The 16,873-nt window shown below is 46.1% G+C and carries 25 protein-coding genes; 8 read left to right on the top strand and 17 right to left on the bottom strand.

All coding sequences use genetic code 11. From position 1 onward, the window contains the following. Positions 1-16: 16 nt before the first annotated feature. From B2U97_RS03345 to ndk, 4 genes are all read right to left on the bottom strand, one after another. The gene (locus B2U97_RS03345; protein WP_286823033.1) at positions 17-1,141 is read right to left on the bottom strand and encodes a RodZ domain-containing protein; all 1,125 of its coding nucleotides are present in this window, start codon (positions 1,139-1,141) and stop codon (positions 17-19) included. A 20-nt stretch (positions 1,142-1,161) separates the two neighbouring features. Continuing rightward, on the bottom strand, positions 1,162-1,617 hold the full coding sequence (locus B2U97_RS03340) for a tetratricopeptide repeat protein (protein WP_011235264.1): 456 nt from the start codon (positions 1,615-1,617) through the stop codon (positions 1,162-1,164). Between the two features lie 33 nt (positions 1,618-1,650). After that, the gene (locus B2U97_RS03335) at positions 1,651-2,787 is read right to left on the bottom strand and encodes a bifunctional tRNA (adenosine(37)-C2)-methyltransferase TrmG/ribosomal RNA large subunit methyltransferase RlmN (protein ID WP_011235265.1); all 1,137 of its coding nucleotides are present in this window, start codon (positions 2,785-2,787) and stop codon (positions 1,651-1,653) included. Positions 2,788-2,872: 85 nt separating this feature from the next. Then, positions 2,873-3,304, bottom strand: coding sequence for a nucleoside-diphosphate kinase (gene ndk, locus B2U97_RS03330; RefSeq protein WP_011235266.1), 432 nt, complete (start codon positions 3,302-3,304; stop codon positions 2,873-2,875). A 166-nt stretch (positions 3,305-3,470) separates the two neighbouring features. On the opposite strand from ndk, the gene msrA reads away from it, so the two are divergent. Further along, positions 3,471-4,016 carry a peptide-methionine (S)-S-oxide reductase MsrA gene (gene msrA, locus B2U97_RS03325; protein ID WP_011235267.1) on the top strand — a complete coding sequence of 182 codons (546 nt, stop codon included), beginning with the start codon at positions 3,471-3,473 and terminating at the stop codon, positions 4,014-4,016. Here msrA and B2U97_RS03320 read toward each other — a convergent pair. From B2U97_RS03320 to trmJ, 3 genes are all read right to left on the bottom strand, one after another. Beyond that, positions 4,013-5,170 carry an IscS subfamily cysteine desulfurase gene (locus B2U97_RS03320; RefSeq protein ID WP_011235268.1) on the bottom strand — a complete coding sequence of 386 codons (1,158 nt, stop codon included), beginning with the start codon at positions 5,168-5,170 and terminating at the stop codon, positions 4,013-4,015. The genes msrA and B2U97_RS03320 overlap by 4 nt on opposite strands. Before the next feature lie 30 nt (positions 5,171-5,200). Beyond that, the gene (gene iscR, locus B2U97_RS03315) at positions 5,201-5,680 is read right to left on the bottom strand and encodes a Fe-S cluster assembly transcriptional regulator IscR (protein WP_011235269.1); all 480 of its coding nucleotides are present in this window, start codon (positions 5,678-5,680) and stop codon (positions 5,201-5,203) included. 66 nt (positions 5,681-5,746) lie between these two features. Further along, positions 5,747-6,469 (bottom strand): tRNA (cytosine(32)/uridine(32)-2'-O)-methyltransferase TrmJ, encoded by a 723-nt coding sequence (trmJ, locus tag B2U97_RS03310; RefSeq protein ID WP_011235270.1) that lies wholly within the window; start codon positions 6,467-6,469, stop codon positions 5,747-5,749. A 108-nt stretch (positions 6,470-6,577) separates the two neighbouring features. On the opposite strand from trmJ, the gene suhB reads away from it, so the two are divergent. Then, entirely contained in the window at positions 6,578-7,354 is a 777-nt protein-coding gene (gene suhB, locus B2U97_RS03305; protein ID WP_011235271.1) for an inositol-1-monophosphatase, read from the top strand. Between the two features lie 73 nt (positions 7,355-7,427). On the opposite strand, the gene B2U97_RS03300 is transcribed toward suhB, so the two are convergent. The 6 genes from B2U97_RS03300 to B2U97_RS03275 form a co-directional block, all read right to left on the bottom strand. After that, complete coding sequence (locus B2U97_RS03300) at positions 7,428-7,598, bottom strand: DUF3545 family protein (RefSeq protein ID WP_011235272.1); 171 nt, start codon at positions 7,596-7,598, stop codon at positions 7,428-7,430. 169 nt (positions 7,599-7,767) lie between these two features. Then, positions 7,768-8,205: a hypothetical protein gene (locus B2U97_RS03295; RefSeq protein ID WP_011235273.1), complete on the bottom strand. Its 438-nt coding sequence runs from the start codon at positions 8,203-8,205 to the stop codon at positions 7,768-7,770. A 3-nt stretch (positions 8,206-8,208) separates the two neighbouring features. Continuing rightward, entirely contained in the window at positions 8,209-8,916 is a 708-nt protein-coding gene (locus B2U97_RS03290) for a nuclease-related domain-containing protein (protein WP_272990878.1), read from the bottom strand. A gap of 76 nt (positions 8,917-8,992) precedes the next feature. Then, on the bottom strand, positions 8,993-10,000 hold the full coding sequence (gene rhuM, locus B2U97_RS03285) for a virulence protein RhuM/Fic/DOC family protein (protein ID WP_114982211.1): 1,008 nt from the start codon (positions 9,998-10,000) through the stop codon (positions 8,993-8,995). 123 nt (positions 10,001-10,123) lie between these two features. Then, positions 10,124-10,423, bottom strand: a complete 300-nt coding sequence (locus B2U97_RS03280; RefSeq protein ID WP_272990880.1) for a Rho termination factor N-terminal domain-containing protein — start codon at positions 10,421-10,423, stop codon at positions 10,124-10,126. A 29-nt stretch (positions 10,424-10,452) separates the two neighbouring features. Next, positions 10,453-10,650, bottom strand: a complete 198-nt coding sequence (locus B2U97_RS03275; protein WP_011235277.1) for a hypothetical protein — start codon at positions 10,648-10,650, stop codon at positions 10,453-10,455. A gap of 190 nt (positions 10,651-10,840) precedes the next feature. Between B2U97_RS03275 and B2U97_RS03270 the strand changes: the two genes are divergently transcribed. Then, positions 10,841-11,092, top strand: coding sequence for a TIGR03643 family protein (locus tag B2U97_RS03270; RefSeq protein WP_011235278.1), 252 nt, complete (start codon positions 10,841-10,843; stop codon positions 11,090-11,092). 11 nt (positions 11,093-11,103) lie between these two features. On the opposite strand, the gene B2U97_RS03265 is transcribed toward B2U97_RS03270, so the two are convergent. The 3 genes from B2U97_RS03265 to B2U97_RS03255 are packed head-to-tail and all read right to left on the bottom strand — an operon-like array spanning position 11,104 to position 13,041. Then, positions 11,104-11,628 carry a cytochrome b gene (locus B2U97_RS03265; protein WP_011235279.1) on the bottom strand — a complete coding sequence of 175 codons (525 nt, stop codon included), beginning with the start codon at positions 11,626-11,628 and terminating at the stop codon, positions 11,104-11,106. Then, positions 11,621-12,601: a catalase family peroxidase gene (locus tag B2U97_RS03260; RefSeq protein ID WP_286823038.1), complete on the bottom strand. Its 981-nt coding sequence runs from the start codon at positions 12,599-12,601 to the stop codon at positions 11,621-11,623. The genes B2U97_RS03265 and B2U97_RS03260 overlap by 8 nt, the downstream gene beginning before the upstream one ends. A gap of 41 nt (positions 12,602-12,642) precedes the next feature. After that, a complete protein-coding gene (locus tag B2U97_RS03255; protein ID WP_286823039.1) occupies positions 12,643-13,041 on the bottom strand; it encodes a thiol-disulfide oxidoreductase DCC family protein in 399 nt (132 codons plus the stop codon). Between the two features lie 184 nt (positions 13,042-13,225). Between B2U97_RS03255 and B2U97_RS03250 the strand changes: the two genes are divergently transcribed. The 5 genes from B2U97_RS03250 (at position 13,226) to B2U97_RS03230 (ending at position 16,610) form a co-directional block, all read left to right on the top strand. Next, complete coding sequence (locus B2U97_RS03250) at positions 13,226-13,828, top strand: ABC transporter ATP-binding protein (protein ID WP_286823040.1); 603 nt, start codon at positions 13,226-13,228, stop codon at positions 13,826-13,828. Then, positions 13,825-14,949, top strand: a complete 1,125-nt coding sequence (locus tag B2U97_RS03245) for a DUF6136 family protein (protein WP_286823041.1) — start codon at positions 13,825-13,827, stop codon at positions 14,947-14,949. Before B2U97_RS03250 ends, B2U97_RS03245 begins: the two co-directional genes overlap by 4 nt. Positions 14,950-15,077: 128 nt before the next feature. Further along, a complete protein-coding gene (locus B2U97_RS03240) occupies positions 15,078-15,953 on the top strand; it encodes a DNA ligase (RefSeq protein ID WP_286823042.1) in 876 nt (291 codons plus the stop codon). 82 nt (positions 15,954-16,035) lie between these two features. Then, positions 16,036-16,314 (top strand): type II toxin-antitoxin system RelE/ParE family toxin, encoded by a 279-nt coding sequence (locus B2U97_RS03235; RefSeq protein WP_011235283.1) that lies wholly within the window; start codon positions 16,036-16,038, stop codon positions 16,312-16,314. After that, complete coding sequence (locus B2U97_RS03230; RefSeq protein ID WP_110013915.1) at positions 16,314-16,610, top strand: HigA family addiction module antitoxin; 297 nt, start codon at positions 16,314-16,316, stop codon at positions 16,608-16,610. The genes B2U97_RS03235 and B2U97_RS03230 overlap by 1 nt, the downstream gene beginning before the upstream one ends. On the opposite strand, the gene B2U97_RS03225 is transcribed toward B2U97_RS03230, so the two are convergent. Continuing rightward, positions 16,597-16,779 (bottom strand): hypothetical protein, encoded by a 183-nt coding sequence (locus B2U97_RS03225; protein ID WP_286823043.1) that lies wholly within the window; start codon positions 16,777-16,779, stop codon positions 16,597-16,599. The two genes, B2U97_RS03230 and B2U97_RS03225, sit on opposite strands and share 14 nt — an antisense overlap. Positions 16,780-16,873: the final 94 nt, after the last annotated feature.

Genomic DNA, 16,873 nt, shown 5'->3' with positions numbered 1-16,873 from the left:
AACCTTAAATTGACCTCTACTGCTCTTCTGACGGTACGGTGAAGCGCGCGACACGACCAGTCCGGAACTGGTCCATGCTGAAGGCTTCACCGTTAAAGCTGACATTAACAGCTTCAGGTTTACACAGTGTTACTGAAAAAGGCGCTTCGCCAGGAACTGGCATACGGTAGCCTGCAGCTTTTACACCAACCGCCTGAGTTTCACCGGAAGCATCATCAATTTTAACCCAGCATTCTTCATTAAACTCTAACACCAGACTGGCTGAAACAGTTTCTGATTGCGACGACGGCTCAACAGGCGCGGACTCAGTCGGAGTTTCAACTTCGTTATCTGTCGGCTCAGCAGTTTCAGTTGGTAACTCTTGGGTATCATTAGCCGCAGACTCAGAATTATCGGCTTGCGATTCGTCGTTATTCTGGCTGATATTCTCGCTGGTATTCTCGTCGTTGTTCTCGTTATCATTCGCGCCGTTTTCACTAACGGGTTCTTGTACAGACTCGACCGCAACATTCGTATCATCGGTTTCAACTTCCGACTCTAATACGGCTTCATCTTCATTCGGCTCAATTTGTGGCTCCGTCGGCTGGTTTGAAATTTCAATATCACCGACGTTATCAGTTTCATCATCAGTATTTACCGGAGAAACTTCTGAACTTTCCTGTGTGCCAGTTTCGCCTTCACTAAAACCAAGATCCGGCTCTTGCCACCACCAAATAACCAAGGCAACGACAATAATGATAACGACATAAGTAATTAACATTAAGCGGTTGTCACTTTCCTCGTGCTTTTTACGTCTTGAGAAGCTCTGCATCTGGCTGCTTTCAACTTCTTTATAGCCTCTGGCTTTATAAGCCTCAAACAGCTCGGTATCGTCTAAATCAAGCAGTTTGGCGTAAGAGCGTAAATAACCTTTAATAAAGGTTGCCGTAGAGAAAGTTGAATAATCATCGGCTTCCAGTAATTCAATAATCTGCTTTCGCAAACGCAACTGGTCTGCAACCTCGCGTTGCTCTAAACCTTTAGCTTCACGGGCTTCTCTCAGAATTTCACCAGGACCTTTACTCGGCTTTTGCTCTGTTTCTTGTGCCGCTTCCGATTCTGGCTTTTTGTTATCTTGTGTTGATTCATTTTCAGCAGTCATGATTGTAAGGGGTTTCCCTGTTATGGTTGAGCTGCGTCGTGACCTACCCGAGCCAGACATTCGGCTTTATTGGCCTCAGCTCTGGCATGATGTGGATACACTGGATCCAATGTCACTTTATCAAAATACCTGAGTGCTTTTTCCCAGTCACCAGCCACACACAGTGCAACCGCATAGTTATTGTACAATGCACCGCTCATAGGTTGCCATGATAATGTCTGTTGGTAAAGTGACAAAGCAGAATCAACGTCATTTGTCGCTAAATACCATTGCCCTAAGGCAAGATTGGCATCCAGAGACCGGGGATTGTTCGTCAATGCGGTTTGCAAATGCGGATGCGCAAGCTTCAATTTCCCTTGCGCCAAATAAGCAAGTCCAAGCTGCAACCGTACATCATTACCCACAGATACCGACTGTTCAGGGTTAGCGGTACAACCATATAGCGCTGCGGCTATCAATAATAAAGCGGTTCGCATTATCACACTCCTTGTGCCTGCGATTCTGTTAATTTACGTGGTCTTTACAGCTATTGCTTCCCCACCACGCTGTTTCTGCTGACGTTTCAGTATACGTTTTGTACGATCGATGACATCGCCCACTAATTGCCCGCAAGCTGCATCGATATCATCCCCACGAGTCTTCCGTACCATTACCGTCAAACCGTACTCCATAAGCACTTTGGCAAAACGGTCAATTCGCGAGTTACTGGAGCGTCCGTAGTCCGAACCCGGGAAAGGATTAAATGGAATAAGATTAATTTTACTCGGGGTATCTTTTAAGGTTTTTGCCAGCGCATGTGCCTGATCGGTTGAATCGTTCACATGGTCCAGCATGACATACTCTACCGTTACTTTACGCTGAGCTTTTGACTGCTCAACATAACGACGGCTGGATGCCAGAAATTCTTCAATATTGTACTTCTTATTAATAGGTACAATCTCGTTGCGCAACTCATCGTCTGGCGCGTGCAACGAAATAGCCAACATCACATCAATGCGTTCACGCAGTTTTTCCAACGCAGGAACAACACCTGAAGTACTTAACGTAACGCGGCGTTTGGATAAACCGAAACCCAGGTCATCTAACATTAGCTCCATTGCCGGAACTACATTGTTTAAGTTAAGCAAAGGTTCCCCCATGCCCATCATAACCACGTTCGTTACGGGTTTAATTCCGGTCTTGCCATAAGCCCCTAACAGCTGATTCACCCGCCATACCTGACCGATGATTTCTGCCACACTGAGGTTACGGTTAAAGCCTTGAGCCCCGGTTGAGCAGAAAGTGCATTCTAATGCACAACCAACCTGAGAAGACACGCACAAAGTAGCGCGATCACCCTCGGGTATCCATACTGTTTCCACGTCCTGACCGTCAAACAGGGTCATGGCGAACTTAATCGTACCGTCCGATGACTGCTGCTGTTCGCGAACTTCAGGCGCGCGTATTTCAGCGACTTGCTTGAGCTTTTCACGCAAGGCTTTATTAAGATTGGTCATCTCATCAAAGTCATCGACACAAAAGTGATACAGCCACTTCATTACTTGTTCAGCACGAAATGGTTTCTCACCCATTTCACGAAAGAACTCTTTAATTCCCTCACGATTCAGGTCGAGTAAGTTCACTTTTTTATCTATTGCGTTGGTCATAAAGCTCCGGTTTTCTGATGCAGCCTGACGTTTCCGTCAGGCTATCACCTGATGCAATAGCATCAGGCTACATTCGAATACAGTCTTAGCGAGTGCGCTGGCAAACTTCTTCGTCGCTGAAGAAGTAAGAGATTTCACGTGCAGCAGATTCAGTTGCATCTGAACCATGTACCGCATTTTCGTCTATAGTTTCAGCATAGTCGGCACGAATAGTTCCTGCCAGTGCTTCTGCAGGATTCGTAGCACCCATGATGTCGCGGTTCTTACGTACAGCGTCTTCACCTTCAAGAACCTGAACAACGATAGGGCCTGAAGTCATGAATTCAACCAAAGCGCCAAAGAAAGGACGTTCTTTGTGTTCTGCGTAGAAACCTTCTGCCTGTTCTTTGCTTAAGTGCATCATTTTAGCACCAACAATGCGAAGACCAGCAGATTCAAAACGGTTATAGATAGCGCCGATTAAGTTTTTTGCAACTGCATCAGGCTTGATAATTGATAGAGTGCGCTCTAAAGCCATGGTTATAAACTCCAATAAAATTAAGGGATAAATCAGTCGCGCGGATTATACGTGAGATCGGCGCAGAAATCGAATACCCAGTGATTGTTTTTTCATTCATTCTCAGCTAGGATGAGAGAACTTATATAGCCATATAGACGTCTATTTGACGATAAGGAGTTCTGACATGGCGAACAATGAATATGAACAAGCCACTCTTGGTGGGGGTTGCTTCTGGTGTGTTGAGTCAGCCTTCCTTCAGGTAAAAGGCATTCAGTCGGTTAAATCGGGCTACACTGGCGGGCATACCATCGATCCAACTTACGAGCAGGTTTGCAGTGGCGAAACAGGACATGCCGAAGTTGCACAACTCCAGTACGATCCAGAGCAGATCTCTTACCGTCAAATCTTAGAAATCTTTTTCACTTTGCACGATCCAACTCAGGTGAATCGTCAGGGTAACGATGTGGGTACTCAATATCGCACATCAATTTTTTATCATAACGACGCGCAAAAACGTGAAGCGGAAAGTATTATTGCGGAACTTGAAGCCGATGCAGCATTTGCAGCTCCTATCGTAACGGAAGTGACTGAGTTAGGGACTTTTTACCCGGCAGAGAATTACCACGAAAACTACTACGCCAGAAACCCGGAAAACCCGTATTGTCAGGCGGTAATTTCACCGAAGCTGGCTAAGTTCCGTAAAACCTTTGCTGGCCTGCTTAAGGACTAAGCAGCGCCTCTTAAGGTTCCGATAGTGCGGTGGATAAGCTCTACCGCACTATCGATATCTGCTTCGGACGTGTAACGCCCAATACTAAAGCGCAATGAACTCATTGCCAGCTCATGTTCAACGCCTAATGCTCTTAACACATACGAGGGTTCAACACTGGCCGACGTACAGGCCGAGCCCGATGAGAGCGCAAGATCTTTTAACGCCATTAGCAACAGTTCACCATCAACTCCGGCAAAACTGATGTTAGTAATATGCGGAACCCGTTGCTGGTCAGAGCCATTCAAAGTTACACCTTCTAACTGGCTAACCCCTTTCCATAGTCGCTGACGCAAGTTTTCAATTCGTGCGGGCTCCAGTTCCAGCTCGTTAAGAGCCAGTTCCGCCGCTACACCCATACCGACAATTTGGTGAGTTGGTAACGTGCCTGAGCGCATGCCACGCTCATGACCCCCGCCATGCATTTGCGCCAGCAGCCGAACTCGCGGAGTGCGGCGTACATACAATGCGCCAATACCTTTAGGGCCATACATCTTGTGCGCAGAAAGTGACATTAAATCAACAGGTAACGTGACCATATTCATCGGAAGTTTTCCGGCGGCCTGTGCAGCATCAACATGAAATATTGTGCCATTTTCACGGCACAATTGACCTATAGTGGTTATATCCTGAAGCACACCTATTTCGTTATTAACCAGCATTACGCTCACTAACACCGTATCTTCGCGCAAGGCTGAGCGGAACAAATCCATATCCAGCAAGCCGTCTGTTCCGACATCCAGATACGTCACTTCAAAGCCTTCTTTTTCCAGCTGCGCACAGGTATCTAAAACCGCTTTGTGCTCGGTTTTAAGTGTAATAACGTGTTTGCCTTTATCTGAGTAATACTGAGCTGCGCCTTTTATGGCGAGGTTATCTGACTCAGTCGCACCTGAGGTAAAAACAATTTCGCGCGCGTCGGCATTAATAAGGTCAGCAACCTGATTCCGGGCAATATCGACAGCTTCTTCTGCCTGCCAGCCGTACTTATGCGAACGCGATGCCGGGTTACCAAACAAGCCATCCTGCGTTAAACATCCCATCATTTTTTCTGCTACAACAGGGTCTACCGGCGTGGTTGCAGCATAATCAAAATAAAGAGGTAACTTAGACACTTGCTTGCTCCTGACAACTTAAAGGCAATATTATAGGTGAGAGTTTAACTTAATCTCTTCTTCACTGTGGTTATGCAACGCATTCTGCCTATTCAGAACGTCACCGACGTCCTCTTTCTTCATCAACTCGGCCAGCGTAATACCGTCCAGAAAGTCGGATATTCTGTCGCTTAACCCTTCCCACAAAGAGTGGGTCAAACAACGTTCGCCGCCCTGACAGTTAGCTTTACCCTGACAACGTGTTGCATCAATTGACTCGTCTACCGCGTGAATAACGGCACCAACAGAAATATCGTTTGCGGCACAGCCCAGACGATAACCACCACCGGGACCTCGCACACTGTCCACCAACCCATGCTTACGTAAGCGCGAAAACAACTGCTCTAAATACGACAGAGATATTCCCTGACGCTCAGAAATATCCGCTAACGGCACGGGACCATTTGCCGTAAAAAGCGCAACGTCCAGCATAGCTGTTACTGCGTATCGACCTTTTGACGTCAGGCGCATGGTGGTTTCCTCTGCTGTTTAATTCATCGTTAATGTATTGAGATTCTACATTCCCGACTATTTTAGTCAAGTATTACCCGTTGATTTGTCCACAGAGGCTAAGATGCCACGTAAAATATTAATTTCATTTTCTTCCGGGCGGGCTCGGTTAAATAAACGACGCAATTTCGTCATGACTTGTCCGGGGTGCTGAGGAACAATGAACCCAGTCTGACCCAGAGTCTTTTCAAGATGCTCATAAAACCGTTCTAAATCTTCAGCGCGCGGGTACTCCGGTAAATTTTCCGGAGCGCGTTGTTTCGATTCAAGCCACTGCATGCGTAATTCATAACTCACAGTCTGCACCGCCATAGCCAGATTCAGTGAACTGTAATCGGGGTTAGTTGGTATGTGTAAGTGAAACTGACTTTGCTGTAGCTCTTCGTTGGTTAATCCACTGTTTTCACGGCCAAATACCAGAGCAACCTGATGCTGGCTGGTCTCCTCCAATACTTTTGCCGCACACTCTCGCGGGCCTAGCAGCGGCCAGTCTAAAGTTCGATTCCGGGCACTGGTGGCAATAACCAGACCACAGTCGGCAATCGCCTCCTGCAAAGTATCCACAATAGTCGCCGACGCCAGAATATCGGTTGCGCCAGCGGCCAACGCCGATGCGTGACTGTCAGGCTCCTGCACAGGGTCAACTAAGGTTAGTTTAGACAACCCCATAGTCTTCATGGCACGGGCGACAGAGCCTATGTTTCCGGTATGAGACGTATTCACCAGAACAATACGAATGTTATCAAGCATGGCGTTTCCCTTGAGTTTTTCTCGGCTTATGGAAAAGTTTGGCATGATACCGTAACACTGGTATGATCCGCGACCGAAAATTGTTCTTTTACAGCACAGGTAATTGGTATGCATCCGATGTTAAATATTGCGGTGCGCGCAGCGCGTGCGGCCGGCAAAATTTTAGTTAAAAATTTCGACCAGGGCAGTCCTGTTGAAGCCGAATCAAAAGGTTTGAACGACTGGGTTACTGATATGGATAAAGCCGCAGAGCAGGCTATTATCAACACCATCAAAAAGTCTTACCCTGATCACGGCATCATCGCAGAAGAAAGCGGTACTCAGGCTGGAAAAGAAAACGACTTCCAGTGGGTTATTGATCCGCTAGACGGCACGACCAATTACATGCGCGGTATCCCCCATTTTTGTATCTCTATAGCGTTGCTTCACAAAGGCTCTGTTCAACAGGCCGTTGTTTATGATCCTATGCGCGAAGAATTATTTACCGCTACCCGCGGCGCCGGTGCGCAGCTAAATGGTCGTCGTTTACGTATTTCACCTAAAGTGGAATTAAAAGGCGCTATTTTAGCAACGGGTTTCCCGTTCAAAATGAAAAACCGTTTACCGGAATACCTGGAAATGTTCAGCAAGTTGTTTGAGCACTGTGCCGACGTTCGTCGCGCAGGCGCAGCAGCACTAGATTTAGCTTATGTTGCGGCAGCACGCCACGATGCATTCTGGGAAATGGGTCTTAAGCCCTGGGATATGTTGGCTGGCGAATTATTGGTTCGCGAAGCCGGTGGCATAGTCAGTGACTTTCAGGGTGGCCACAACTACATTCAGTCGGGCAATATAGCAGCCGGTGCGCCAAAAGCATTAAAACAAATGCTGGCACAAATTCGCTAAGCTCTTTCTAAAAACAAGAGCAGTAAGCCCAAAAGCAAAACGCCGTCTGAGCTAACCCAGACGGCGTTCTTTTTTATAGTTCGATTTCTTCTAAATCGAGTTCAAGCGAGTAATCCATATCAGAGAGTTCTTCCCGCAACCGGTACTTCTCTTTTAGTTGTTCTATTTCACGCCATTTACGTTTTGCCGCGCGACCCTTACCAGACTTGTCATTAACCTTTTGCAGTTCTTCTGAATGATCCATGTTATGACCCTCTGCTTTTTTGATACAACTTTTTTAATTATGGTATTTAGCGCTGCAGTTAATCTGTTTGTTAACAAAAAAACCACAACTCATAAGTACCACACACCAGGCCACATTAAAAGAACTTTGTTACGCTTTTGTTAACAAATGATGGCGAAGGTGTGAAGAATTAGGTGAGCAATTCAACTTGCGGATAATGCGTTTTGAAAAATTCGCGGACTGAACCGAGCTGCTGAATGGGGAATAGATGGTCACTCGAGACTTGATAATTAAAAGGGAACTGTAAAATAGCGTATTCCTCGTCGTATTCGCCCACCGCTACGCGTTTCAGCTTTTTATTGGGGACTTGTTCCAACCCAACACGTAACTTTTCACCATTAACATCCAACAAAGTCATGATATTTTTAACTTTGTTCTGCTCTCGATCTCTGGGGCTAATGAGCGACGCAGAGGCAACGATTACGGCTACGAACAAAACTGCAAATCCCTGGCCGATAAAGTGCAAGACCATAAAGTAACTAAGGTAAATGGTTAATAACCAGAGCCAAGCAGGAATGCCTTTGGTTTTCCGGGCCAGCCTCGCCCTAACGGTTTGTTCTTTATACATCTTTCAGCTCGTCATTTGTTTAAGTTCTATTAATTGTTGAACGACTTTCTCAACATTTGACGGTGCCCGTTTGGGCTGATAATTCAAAATATACTCGACCAATCCTTTACGTTCAAGAACGGGAACGCTGGGAGGTGAAGACAGCTTAACCCGTGCGCTGCGGTGTGAGAAAAACACAACGCCGTCTATCCATATAGATGCGCGGTTTTTCTTCAAATGCTCAGCCAAAACATGAATTTGTTTTTTTAACTGTTTTATTGGATTGCGAACTTTCGCTGTATATCGGCCACCTTTACGACCTACTTTATGGGCTACCCAATTAGAAGATTGCTCATCTCCCGTTACTTTAGAGTTGTTGTTCTTCACTTCGACTACAAACACGCCGTTAGGGCCCACAACAATTAAATCCAGCTCCGTGAAGCCGCGTTTTGCTCGCGAATTGGGTACATCAATCTGGTTAAACAAAACATAGTTATCGGGGAGTTTCTCTAAAAGCTGCAGTGTTTTTAATTCGCCTCTGGCGCCCGAACGCTTAGTGGATGCTGCTCCAATAATGCTGAAGAGGTAAATTAGTCCGACAATCCACCAGAAATTTGGTAATTTGTACATTAAAAAACCCGCAATAGGCGCGCCAATAATAGCGACCCATACGCGGGCTTTATTCACTTCTTGCGAAAGACGATTTTTGGTTATGTACTGCGTGTCGGCCATGACAATTTGACTACTTTTCCTTGCAAATAAGGGGCTATATTAAACCATCAAAGCAGACATCCGTCAGCTTTAACCCTTAGTTATCGGCTGGCTCCTTCAGCAGAATAAAGTGTTCGATCAAACGAATCATCAGCTCTTTTTGATTTGGTAAGCTCTCAGCTACCAGTAGTGCCAGAGCCACGAGAGTGTTGTCGTTAATCAACCGCTCAACAGGCTTAGCTAATAAATGCTGATTTAATCGCAGATACCACAAAAATAGGAAAGAACCCGAGCGTTTATTACCGTCGGCTAAGGGATGATTCTTGATAACAAAGTACAACAGATGGGCAGCTCGGCTTGCTATGTTGGGGTAAAACAACTCATCTGCAAAACCTTGTTCTATCGTCGCTAATGCCGAGGAAAGTCCATTGCCACGAACCTGTCCGAATAATTCAGTGGCTTCGCCTTTAGCTATAAGTGTTTTTCTAAGCTGTTGAATGGCATCGGCTGCATTATCTGGATCCAGAGCCTGCATACCATTTTGTCTGGTGCCTATTTCCGCTAAAACTTGCTCGTCATAACCTTGCAGCAGTGACCAGGAACGAGCGTACTCACTTATAACCTGAGCAACGGCTTCACCAGCTTCAGATACCAAGCCTTGGTTGCTCAGTGTACGACTGAGTAGATTCAGAGCCTGTTCAAACTCAACGCCCCGCTCTTGCAGCCGACGTTGGTTTAAAGTGTAGCCTTCAACCAGGTGCTCTTTTAATATTCGGGTTGCCCATTGGCGGAACTGTGTCGCGCGTTTGGAGCTCACGCGGTAGCCCACAGAAATAATGGCATCAAGGTTGTAATGTTTTACACGACGGCGGACTTGTCGTTTACCTTCTTGCCGAACTACCGAGAAATCCTCGGTAGTTGCCATTGCTTCCAGTTCATCTTCCCTGTAAATATTCTTCAGGTGCAAACCGATGTTATCGGTCGAGGTATCGAATAGTAATGACATCTGAGCTTGGTTCAGCCAAACTGTATCCTGTTCCAAAGCCACTTCCAGTTGTGCTTGCCCATCCTGGCTCTCAAATATTTGAATTTGCTTGTCGTTCACGCTTTATCCCTCATCCTTGAGCTTTGTGTCTTCACCAAGCACTCTAGCATAGTCGGCATTTCTTCATTCGGTCACAATGCTTTCATTAAACCACCAAAGCAGTCAGACGTCAGCTTAAAAGCTCTACTGCTTTTCTCTTATAGCCTCAATCAATTCTTCTTTACTCATTTGGCTGCGGTTATCAATATCAAGCTGTTGCGCCCTATTGTATAACTCATCTTTGGTGCGCTCTTCCAGCCAGGTATTGGGGTTACCTGTCCCCTGAGTAGTGGTGTTATCGGTAAGCCCCTCTTCGCGTCGCTGCTTATTCACAGTGCGACTGGCAATTTCCTCTGCTTCATCTTCACTTTTTCCGTCATCCAGCTGAGACTGCTTAATATGCTGATACATACGCTCGTCTTTGTCGCGCCAAACGTCTGGCATGGTTGCCTCCTTTCTCAGTCAGTCGTTAATTACTGAGAGTCCCGGCCACGTTGCTCTGGGGCTATCTGCTTATCTTTCTGCGAGTGAGTGTCATGAGTTGAATTTGGCCGACGGTGGTCTTCACGGCTCTGGTTTTCTTTGTCCTGCTGTGATTGCAGCTTCCGCTTTTCTTCTTCGCTAAGATCTTGCTCGTCTTTTTTAATTTTCGGATTCATTGGCCCAGTCATAAAGCCTCCTTAATCGTTAAAATGTCAGTGCGTTTTCTCAACTTCTTCATTATCAAGTGTAGTACAGCACATCTTAAAATAAAGATACGCGGGGCATCTTTACGGTTTGTAGAATAGAGTCGGTGTAGCCGTAAAGATCTGATCCACAAAGGCTAACGTAATTCAGTAAAAGACATTAAGTAGCCTGTTTATGAACCTGACTGAATCTGAAGTATCACGCGTTATTGAAATGGCGTGGGAAGACCGCACGCCATTTGAAGCTATTGAAGAACAATTTGGCCTGCAGGAAAAGCAGGTTATTAAGTTTATGCGTTCGCAACTTAAGCCGGGCAGCTTCCGCTTGTGGCGGGAACGTGTATCGGGGCGCAATACTAAACATCGTAAACTGCGCCCCGCGGAAGTGTCGCGCGGCTACTGCCCAACACAATATAAACAGCGTTAGGCAATAACCTACTAAAGCATACTTTTCAGAACCGTGTCCTTGCGAATAAAGTGATGATGCAAGGCAGCTGCAACATGCAAAGCAACCAGTGCCATAAGAGCTATTGCCAGCCAGCCGTGCAGTTCCCGGAATATGGCATAGTTCTCAATATTGACAGTAAGTGCCGACGGTAAGCGGAACCAGCCAAATACGTCAATTGGCCGCCCGGCAAAGTACTGCATTAAGTACCCTGAAATTGGCATGGCGAACAACAGCAAATAAAGCAGCCAGTGAGAAGCCTTGGCGACAAATGTCTGCAAGCTTGATAAGTCTCCGGGTAATGCCGGAATTTGATGGAACAAACGATTCATTAAACGTGCAATAACCAGTGCGGCCGCCACAACACCAAAGGCTTTGTGCACGGTTAAAATGCTTAACTGCCAAGGTTCTAAAGAACGAACCATCAATAGACCAGCCGCCAGCATCGAAATAACCAAAGCCGCCATAGCCCAGTGGAACAAGCGCATCGACAAGGAAAACTGTTGTGTGTTATTCATTACCCTGGTCCTCCCGCTCGCCCATTAACGCTTCTTTTGCTCTGCGCCTATAAGACTCAGCATAAGCCGCGGAACGAGCCCGTAGTATGGGATCTCGGGTTGCCTCAATACCGGCTGGTAACACCAGAGGATCGTAATTTATACCGTGGCATTCACCCTGTAACTGCGGCGTTACCCCGGTAATAACAATTTGTCCCGCTGTAATCTTCTCACGGCTGTCCGGCCATGCTTTTGCTGGATTGTTCTCATCATCTTTCTCATTTGCCAAAGTAAAAACCCAGTCGAAAATGATATTTTCTTTCGCTACCCGGTTGGTAATTTCCTGGTGCAGAGCATCCACACCCTCTAAGTTGTCAGCAGAAACTGAAACCGTCGGCTGCATAGTCCAGCGCACGGCTTGCTTTTCACCGTTTGAATTCACCAGATAAAACGCGTTAATACTGTTATAAGTCTCGGCAGCAAAGCTTCCGCCGGGTTGATATTGCGCTTTCCAGCTTAAAAAGTCACTGCTCTCCGGGTGTTCGGCAAAAAACGTTTGTATTGCTTTGGGGCCTGCCTGAATCGCCTGAATTTGCTGATAAAAAGTATGCGGATCTTTAACCGCCATAACGGGCGGTGTATTCATTGCAATACGCCATTGCTCGGTCGAACTCATGGCAAAGCTCAGAGCTAAACTTCGCACCGGTGCTTTTAAGTCAGGCGCTGTTGGGTTATTACCGGCTACCGAAAATCGGCCGATAAACGGCATAGAGCCCGTTTCAAATAGTGCCGCTTTTGAATAGCCGGCTAACTGCCCGTTTGAACGAAACTCACCACTGAGGCAAATACCTTTTGCGTGAGCACGCCGAAAGCCTTCATGGGCGGTTTCTCCCTGCTGTAAATTCACAAACTCTTGCGCACTAACTTTCGGAGGATCATCGGCTGCCACGCTTATCATTGGCGCCAGCAATAACACCAGATATTGTTTCTTCATGTCGAAAGTACTCTTGTTATCATCTCTTTGGTTAGAATATATCAGTCAATAGAGCACTGCGAGCAGCGCTCTTTCCCTGTTAGCAATTTAGAAATGCGGTTACGGTAACGCGCGAAAAACAAGTAGGCTTTATCGGCAAACCAACGAATGACAGGCCAGCGTAAAGGCGCAATCATCCAGCCCTTACCCACCTGCGACCAGGCTGCGTAGGTTACATCCAGACCATAGATCATTTCACCTGAACGGGTCTGCCCGTGTAAATACTGGTTAGCCTTAGCAACGTCTACTGCAGGATAGCGCTGATTAAAATCCGGCTCGTTAATATTCTCAAACTGGATGTTTCGTTGTTCATCCAGTTTTCTTAAGTGGCGCATTTCTTTCACGCATAACGGACATCCACCGTCGAAGAAGATAACAAGTTTCGAACTTTGCTCTGACATTAGAACCACCGTTTTGCGAATTACACCTTCTTATACGCTGTTTTTGCGTATTTGACTCATAATGTAATGCGAAAATCGGTTTGCAAATGCCTAAGGCTTATTTTCCCCGCTGGTCATCAATGGTATAAAGTTAAGTCTCTATAACAAAAACATAAACCATTCATCAGCTAAGGAACCTCAGCAGTTGTTAGTTTTCGACAAGGTCAGCCAGTTTAACGGGCATCGGTGTATTTTCCGTCATTTATCCTTAACTGTTGATGCGCCCCGCGTTTGCATTACCGGCCCCAATGGCATTGGCAAAACCACTCTGCTTTTATTAGCGGCAGGGCTTATCTCCCCGCGAGAAGGGGAAATTACCTATCAGAAGCAAAATGTTCTTCTGGCAAGCAGTAAAAACAACATAGGCATAAGCGCCAGCAAAGTTGCCCTACCGGCATTTATGACGGTGAAGGAGTTACTTAAATTTCACGCGCTGCAATTTAACTGCCCTGCTAACAACTGGACTAGCGAGTTTGGGCTGGAGCCATACCTGGCAACTAAAGTGTCCAACCTCTCGCTGGGTAATTATAAAAAGCTGAGTTTAATTACCGCCTTGATGCACCAGCCGGAGTTACTACTACTGGATGAACCCGGTAATGGACTTGATGACCAAACCCGCGCGGTACTGGAAAAAGTTTTGAGCAATTATCCGGGTCAGATTATTGTCGCCAGCCATGAGGTTGTATTTGCGGAAAATACCGACGTGCAGCACATCGCTCTGGAAAATATCATTGATGGTGCGGTGTGAGTTACTGGTTATTTCGAATCAGAATTTACCATGAGTCTCTGAAGCAGTGGTTGGACAGCCTGAGACAAATTAGCATGGGACTGGTGGCTCTATTTCCTCTCGCCCTGCCGGTGCTTATTATGCTGCCGCTTTTGTCGATAGGCATTATGGCCAGCCCGGAAACCAGCGCATCGGTTTATCTGAACACCCTATGGGGCTATTTGTTGTTGCTGTATAGCTGGATGAGTTTTCAGCGGGACGGTATTTGCGCCACCCACTACCAGATTTATATAAAATCATTGCCGACCAGGCCGCTCGTCAAATCCTTCAGTAACTTGGGGTTAATACTGTACGGAGCAAACTTTTTTATTCTGGGGCCGCTGGCTTTACTGCTTATTGTGGCGTTTCAGCAAAATGGAAGGCTGTTGTCCGGCGACGAGCAGCTTTGGTTTGAGCTAATTCCTTTAACGGGTGTCGTGGTCTTCGCTGCTTATTACGGTTTTGTTTCCGTTAACAACAGACTTCCCTGGTTCAGCTTGCTGCTTTTTCCATTTCTTGCTTTTGCATTGCCCTGGGAATTAACCAAACCCGAATGGCTGCTACTGTGGAGCGCCGCAATTCTGGTTGAGCGGTTTATACCGACTTTCTCAATAGCACTCGGTAAATGGCCGAAAGGACTGTTTCGGCTGCTTTTACAAGCCGACATTGCATCCCCCAACGGAGAGAAGTTAAGACTGGTGACTTTGCTGCTGCTTATAGCAATCACTCGCCTTAGCGCCTCTCAAATGACACTCGAAGTGCAGCCTTACTTTCTTAATTTAGTTAGTTTTGTCAGCGCCCTGTTGTTGGCAAGTAGTTTGTTTGGAACACAGGCACTTAGAAAACACTATCAATTGTATTTAGCCTGCTTGCCGGAGAAGCAGTCAGTTCAGCTGATTAAAAGCATTATTTATGCGTTTGTTAAAGCGCTGGCAGGCGTGTTACTTATTGCGTTGTCCGGCATTTTCTCAGAAAGCCAATGGGCTTTATGGCTTCTTTTTTATGTCAGCACAGCTCTTGGCATATTACTGCGGCCGCAGTGGTTTCTGCTGTTCCCCTGCATAGCAGCACTTCTGGTCTTTCTGGCTTCGACTGCATTGTAAAAACAATAACCATTTTGCTTAGCTCATAATGCGACATTGCCATGCAGCCAGCCTTAGTAAGCAGTGCTAGTCTCTTTATGACACTTGGCGCAGACGCGCTGCAACTCGCTCCAAAATAAGAGGCAAGGATGCCAAAACTCTCTAGAATTCATCTTGTTTATTTAGTGGTATTTTTTATCGCTGCCTTTTGTACCTTGCCTGCAGCCGCATGGCAGAACTCAACGCAAACCCAGCTCGCAAAAGTGTATGAACAGGACAATACCATCCCCATTAGCAACTACTTAGTAAGTGAAAAATACGATGGTATCCGGGCCATTTGGACAGGATCGCAACTACTGACCCGACAAGGCAATCTGATATCAGCTCCGGAATGGTTTACTGCACCACTACCCGCCGTTTGGCTTGACGGTGAGCTGTGGACAAAACGCCAGAATTTTGAGGAATTAAGTTCTATTGTGCGAACCCAAACACCAAAGAATAACCGTTGGCGGCAAGTGAAATATATGGTGTTTGATATGCCTGACGCGCAACTGCCTTTCGAGGAGCGATACAAAAATTATTCAAGCTTAATTGAGCAAATAAACGCTGAGCATATTAGGCCGGTTAAGCAGCAACGGTTTCATTCCAATCATGAGTTAAGCGAACACCTGAAAGCTATGGTTGAGCATGGCGCAGAAGGCCTAATGCTGCACTTAGCAACGGCGCTTCATCAGTCGGGCAGAAGCGATGCTTTATTAAAATTAAAACCCTATTTCGACGATGAGGCCGAGGTCATCGCGCATTTACCCGGCAAAGGTAAATACACCGACATGCTCGGCGCGCTGCGCGTGCGCAATCAGCAAGGCATTGAATTTTCTATTGGCACCGGCTTCACCGACGCCGAACGCGATAACCCTCCGCCTGTCGGCAGTATCATTACCTACAAGTATCACGGCTACACCAGTAATGGCGTGCCACGCTTTGCCAGCTTTTTACGAATTAGGGAGGTTGTAGAGGGTGAATAAGCTTTTAGACACGGTGCGTATGCGAAAAATACAAAGAAACCACGAATTGACAACGTTGCGCAACACGCTACACTAAGAGCTCATGATCAAAACTTTCAAGCACAAAGGACTGAGGCTTTACTTCGAAATTGGAAGTACTCGTGGAATTCAAGCGAACCATGCAGCAAGGTTACGCATGCAGTTAGTTGCATTAAATACAGCTATGAAAGTTTCAGATCTCGACATTCCGGGATACAAACTGCACCCGTTAAAAGGTAGTCGAAAAAATATTTGGTCGATAGCGGTTAGTGGCAACTGGCGTTTAACCTTCGAGTTTCGTGATGGTCATGTATATCTACTTAATTACGAGGATTATCACTGATGTCTATTATGTTTAACCCAGCCCACCCAGGCGAATTTATTCTAGCAACTTATATGCAGCCTTTTGGCTTGAGTTGCCGGTATTTAGCTACAAAGTTAAATGTTTCTCCATCCACTTTAAACAGAGTTTTGAAATGCCAAAGTGGTATAAGCCCTGAAATGGCGTTGCGTTTATCCAAAGCTTTGGGCAGAAGCCCGGAGAGTTGGTTAGCGATGCAGGATGCATACGACTTATGGCATGCCGGAAAAAACTTAAGTTTAGATAAGGTTCAAAAGCTTGATCTTACAGTTGTATAGCGGAACTTAAGTTCTCTTTTCGTGTAAAAACACCAACCCAGAACAATACTTCAAAAACCAGTCCGACTAAAATAAATGCGAAGCCACCAGCGTTCATTCCAAAAATGTAACAGGCAACAGCAGCCATAAGAAAAAATAAAGCCATCAATACTCTTGTGCGCGCTTGCATGGTTATTTCCCTAATTCAGGTTTTATGCTCAGTTAATAGATTTAGTTAAAAAATGAAAATTAACAATTTTTTTAAATTGAAACTGCTAAAGAGC

Source organism: Idiomarina sp. UBA3176 (assembly GCF_002364295.1).
Classification (GTDB): Bacteria; Pseudomonadota; Gammaproteobacteria; order Enterobacterales; family Alteromonadaceae; genus Idiomarina; species Idiomarina loihiensis.
This window is presented reverse-complemented; position numbering and strand designations above follow the sequence as displayed.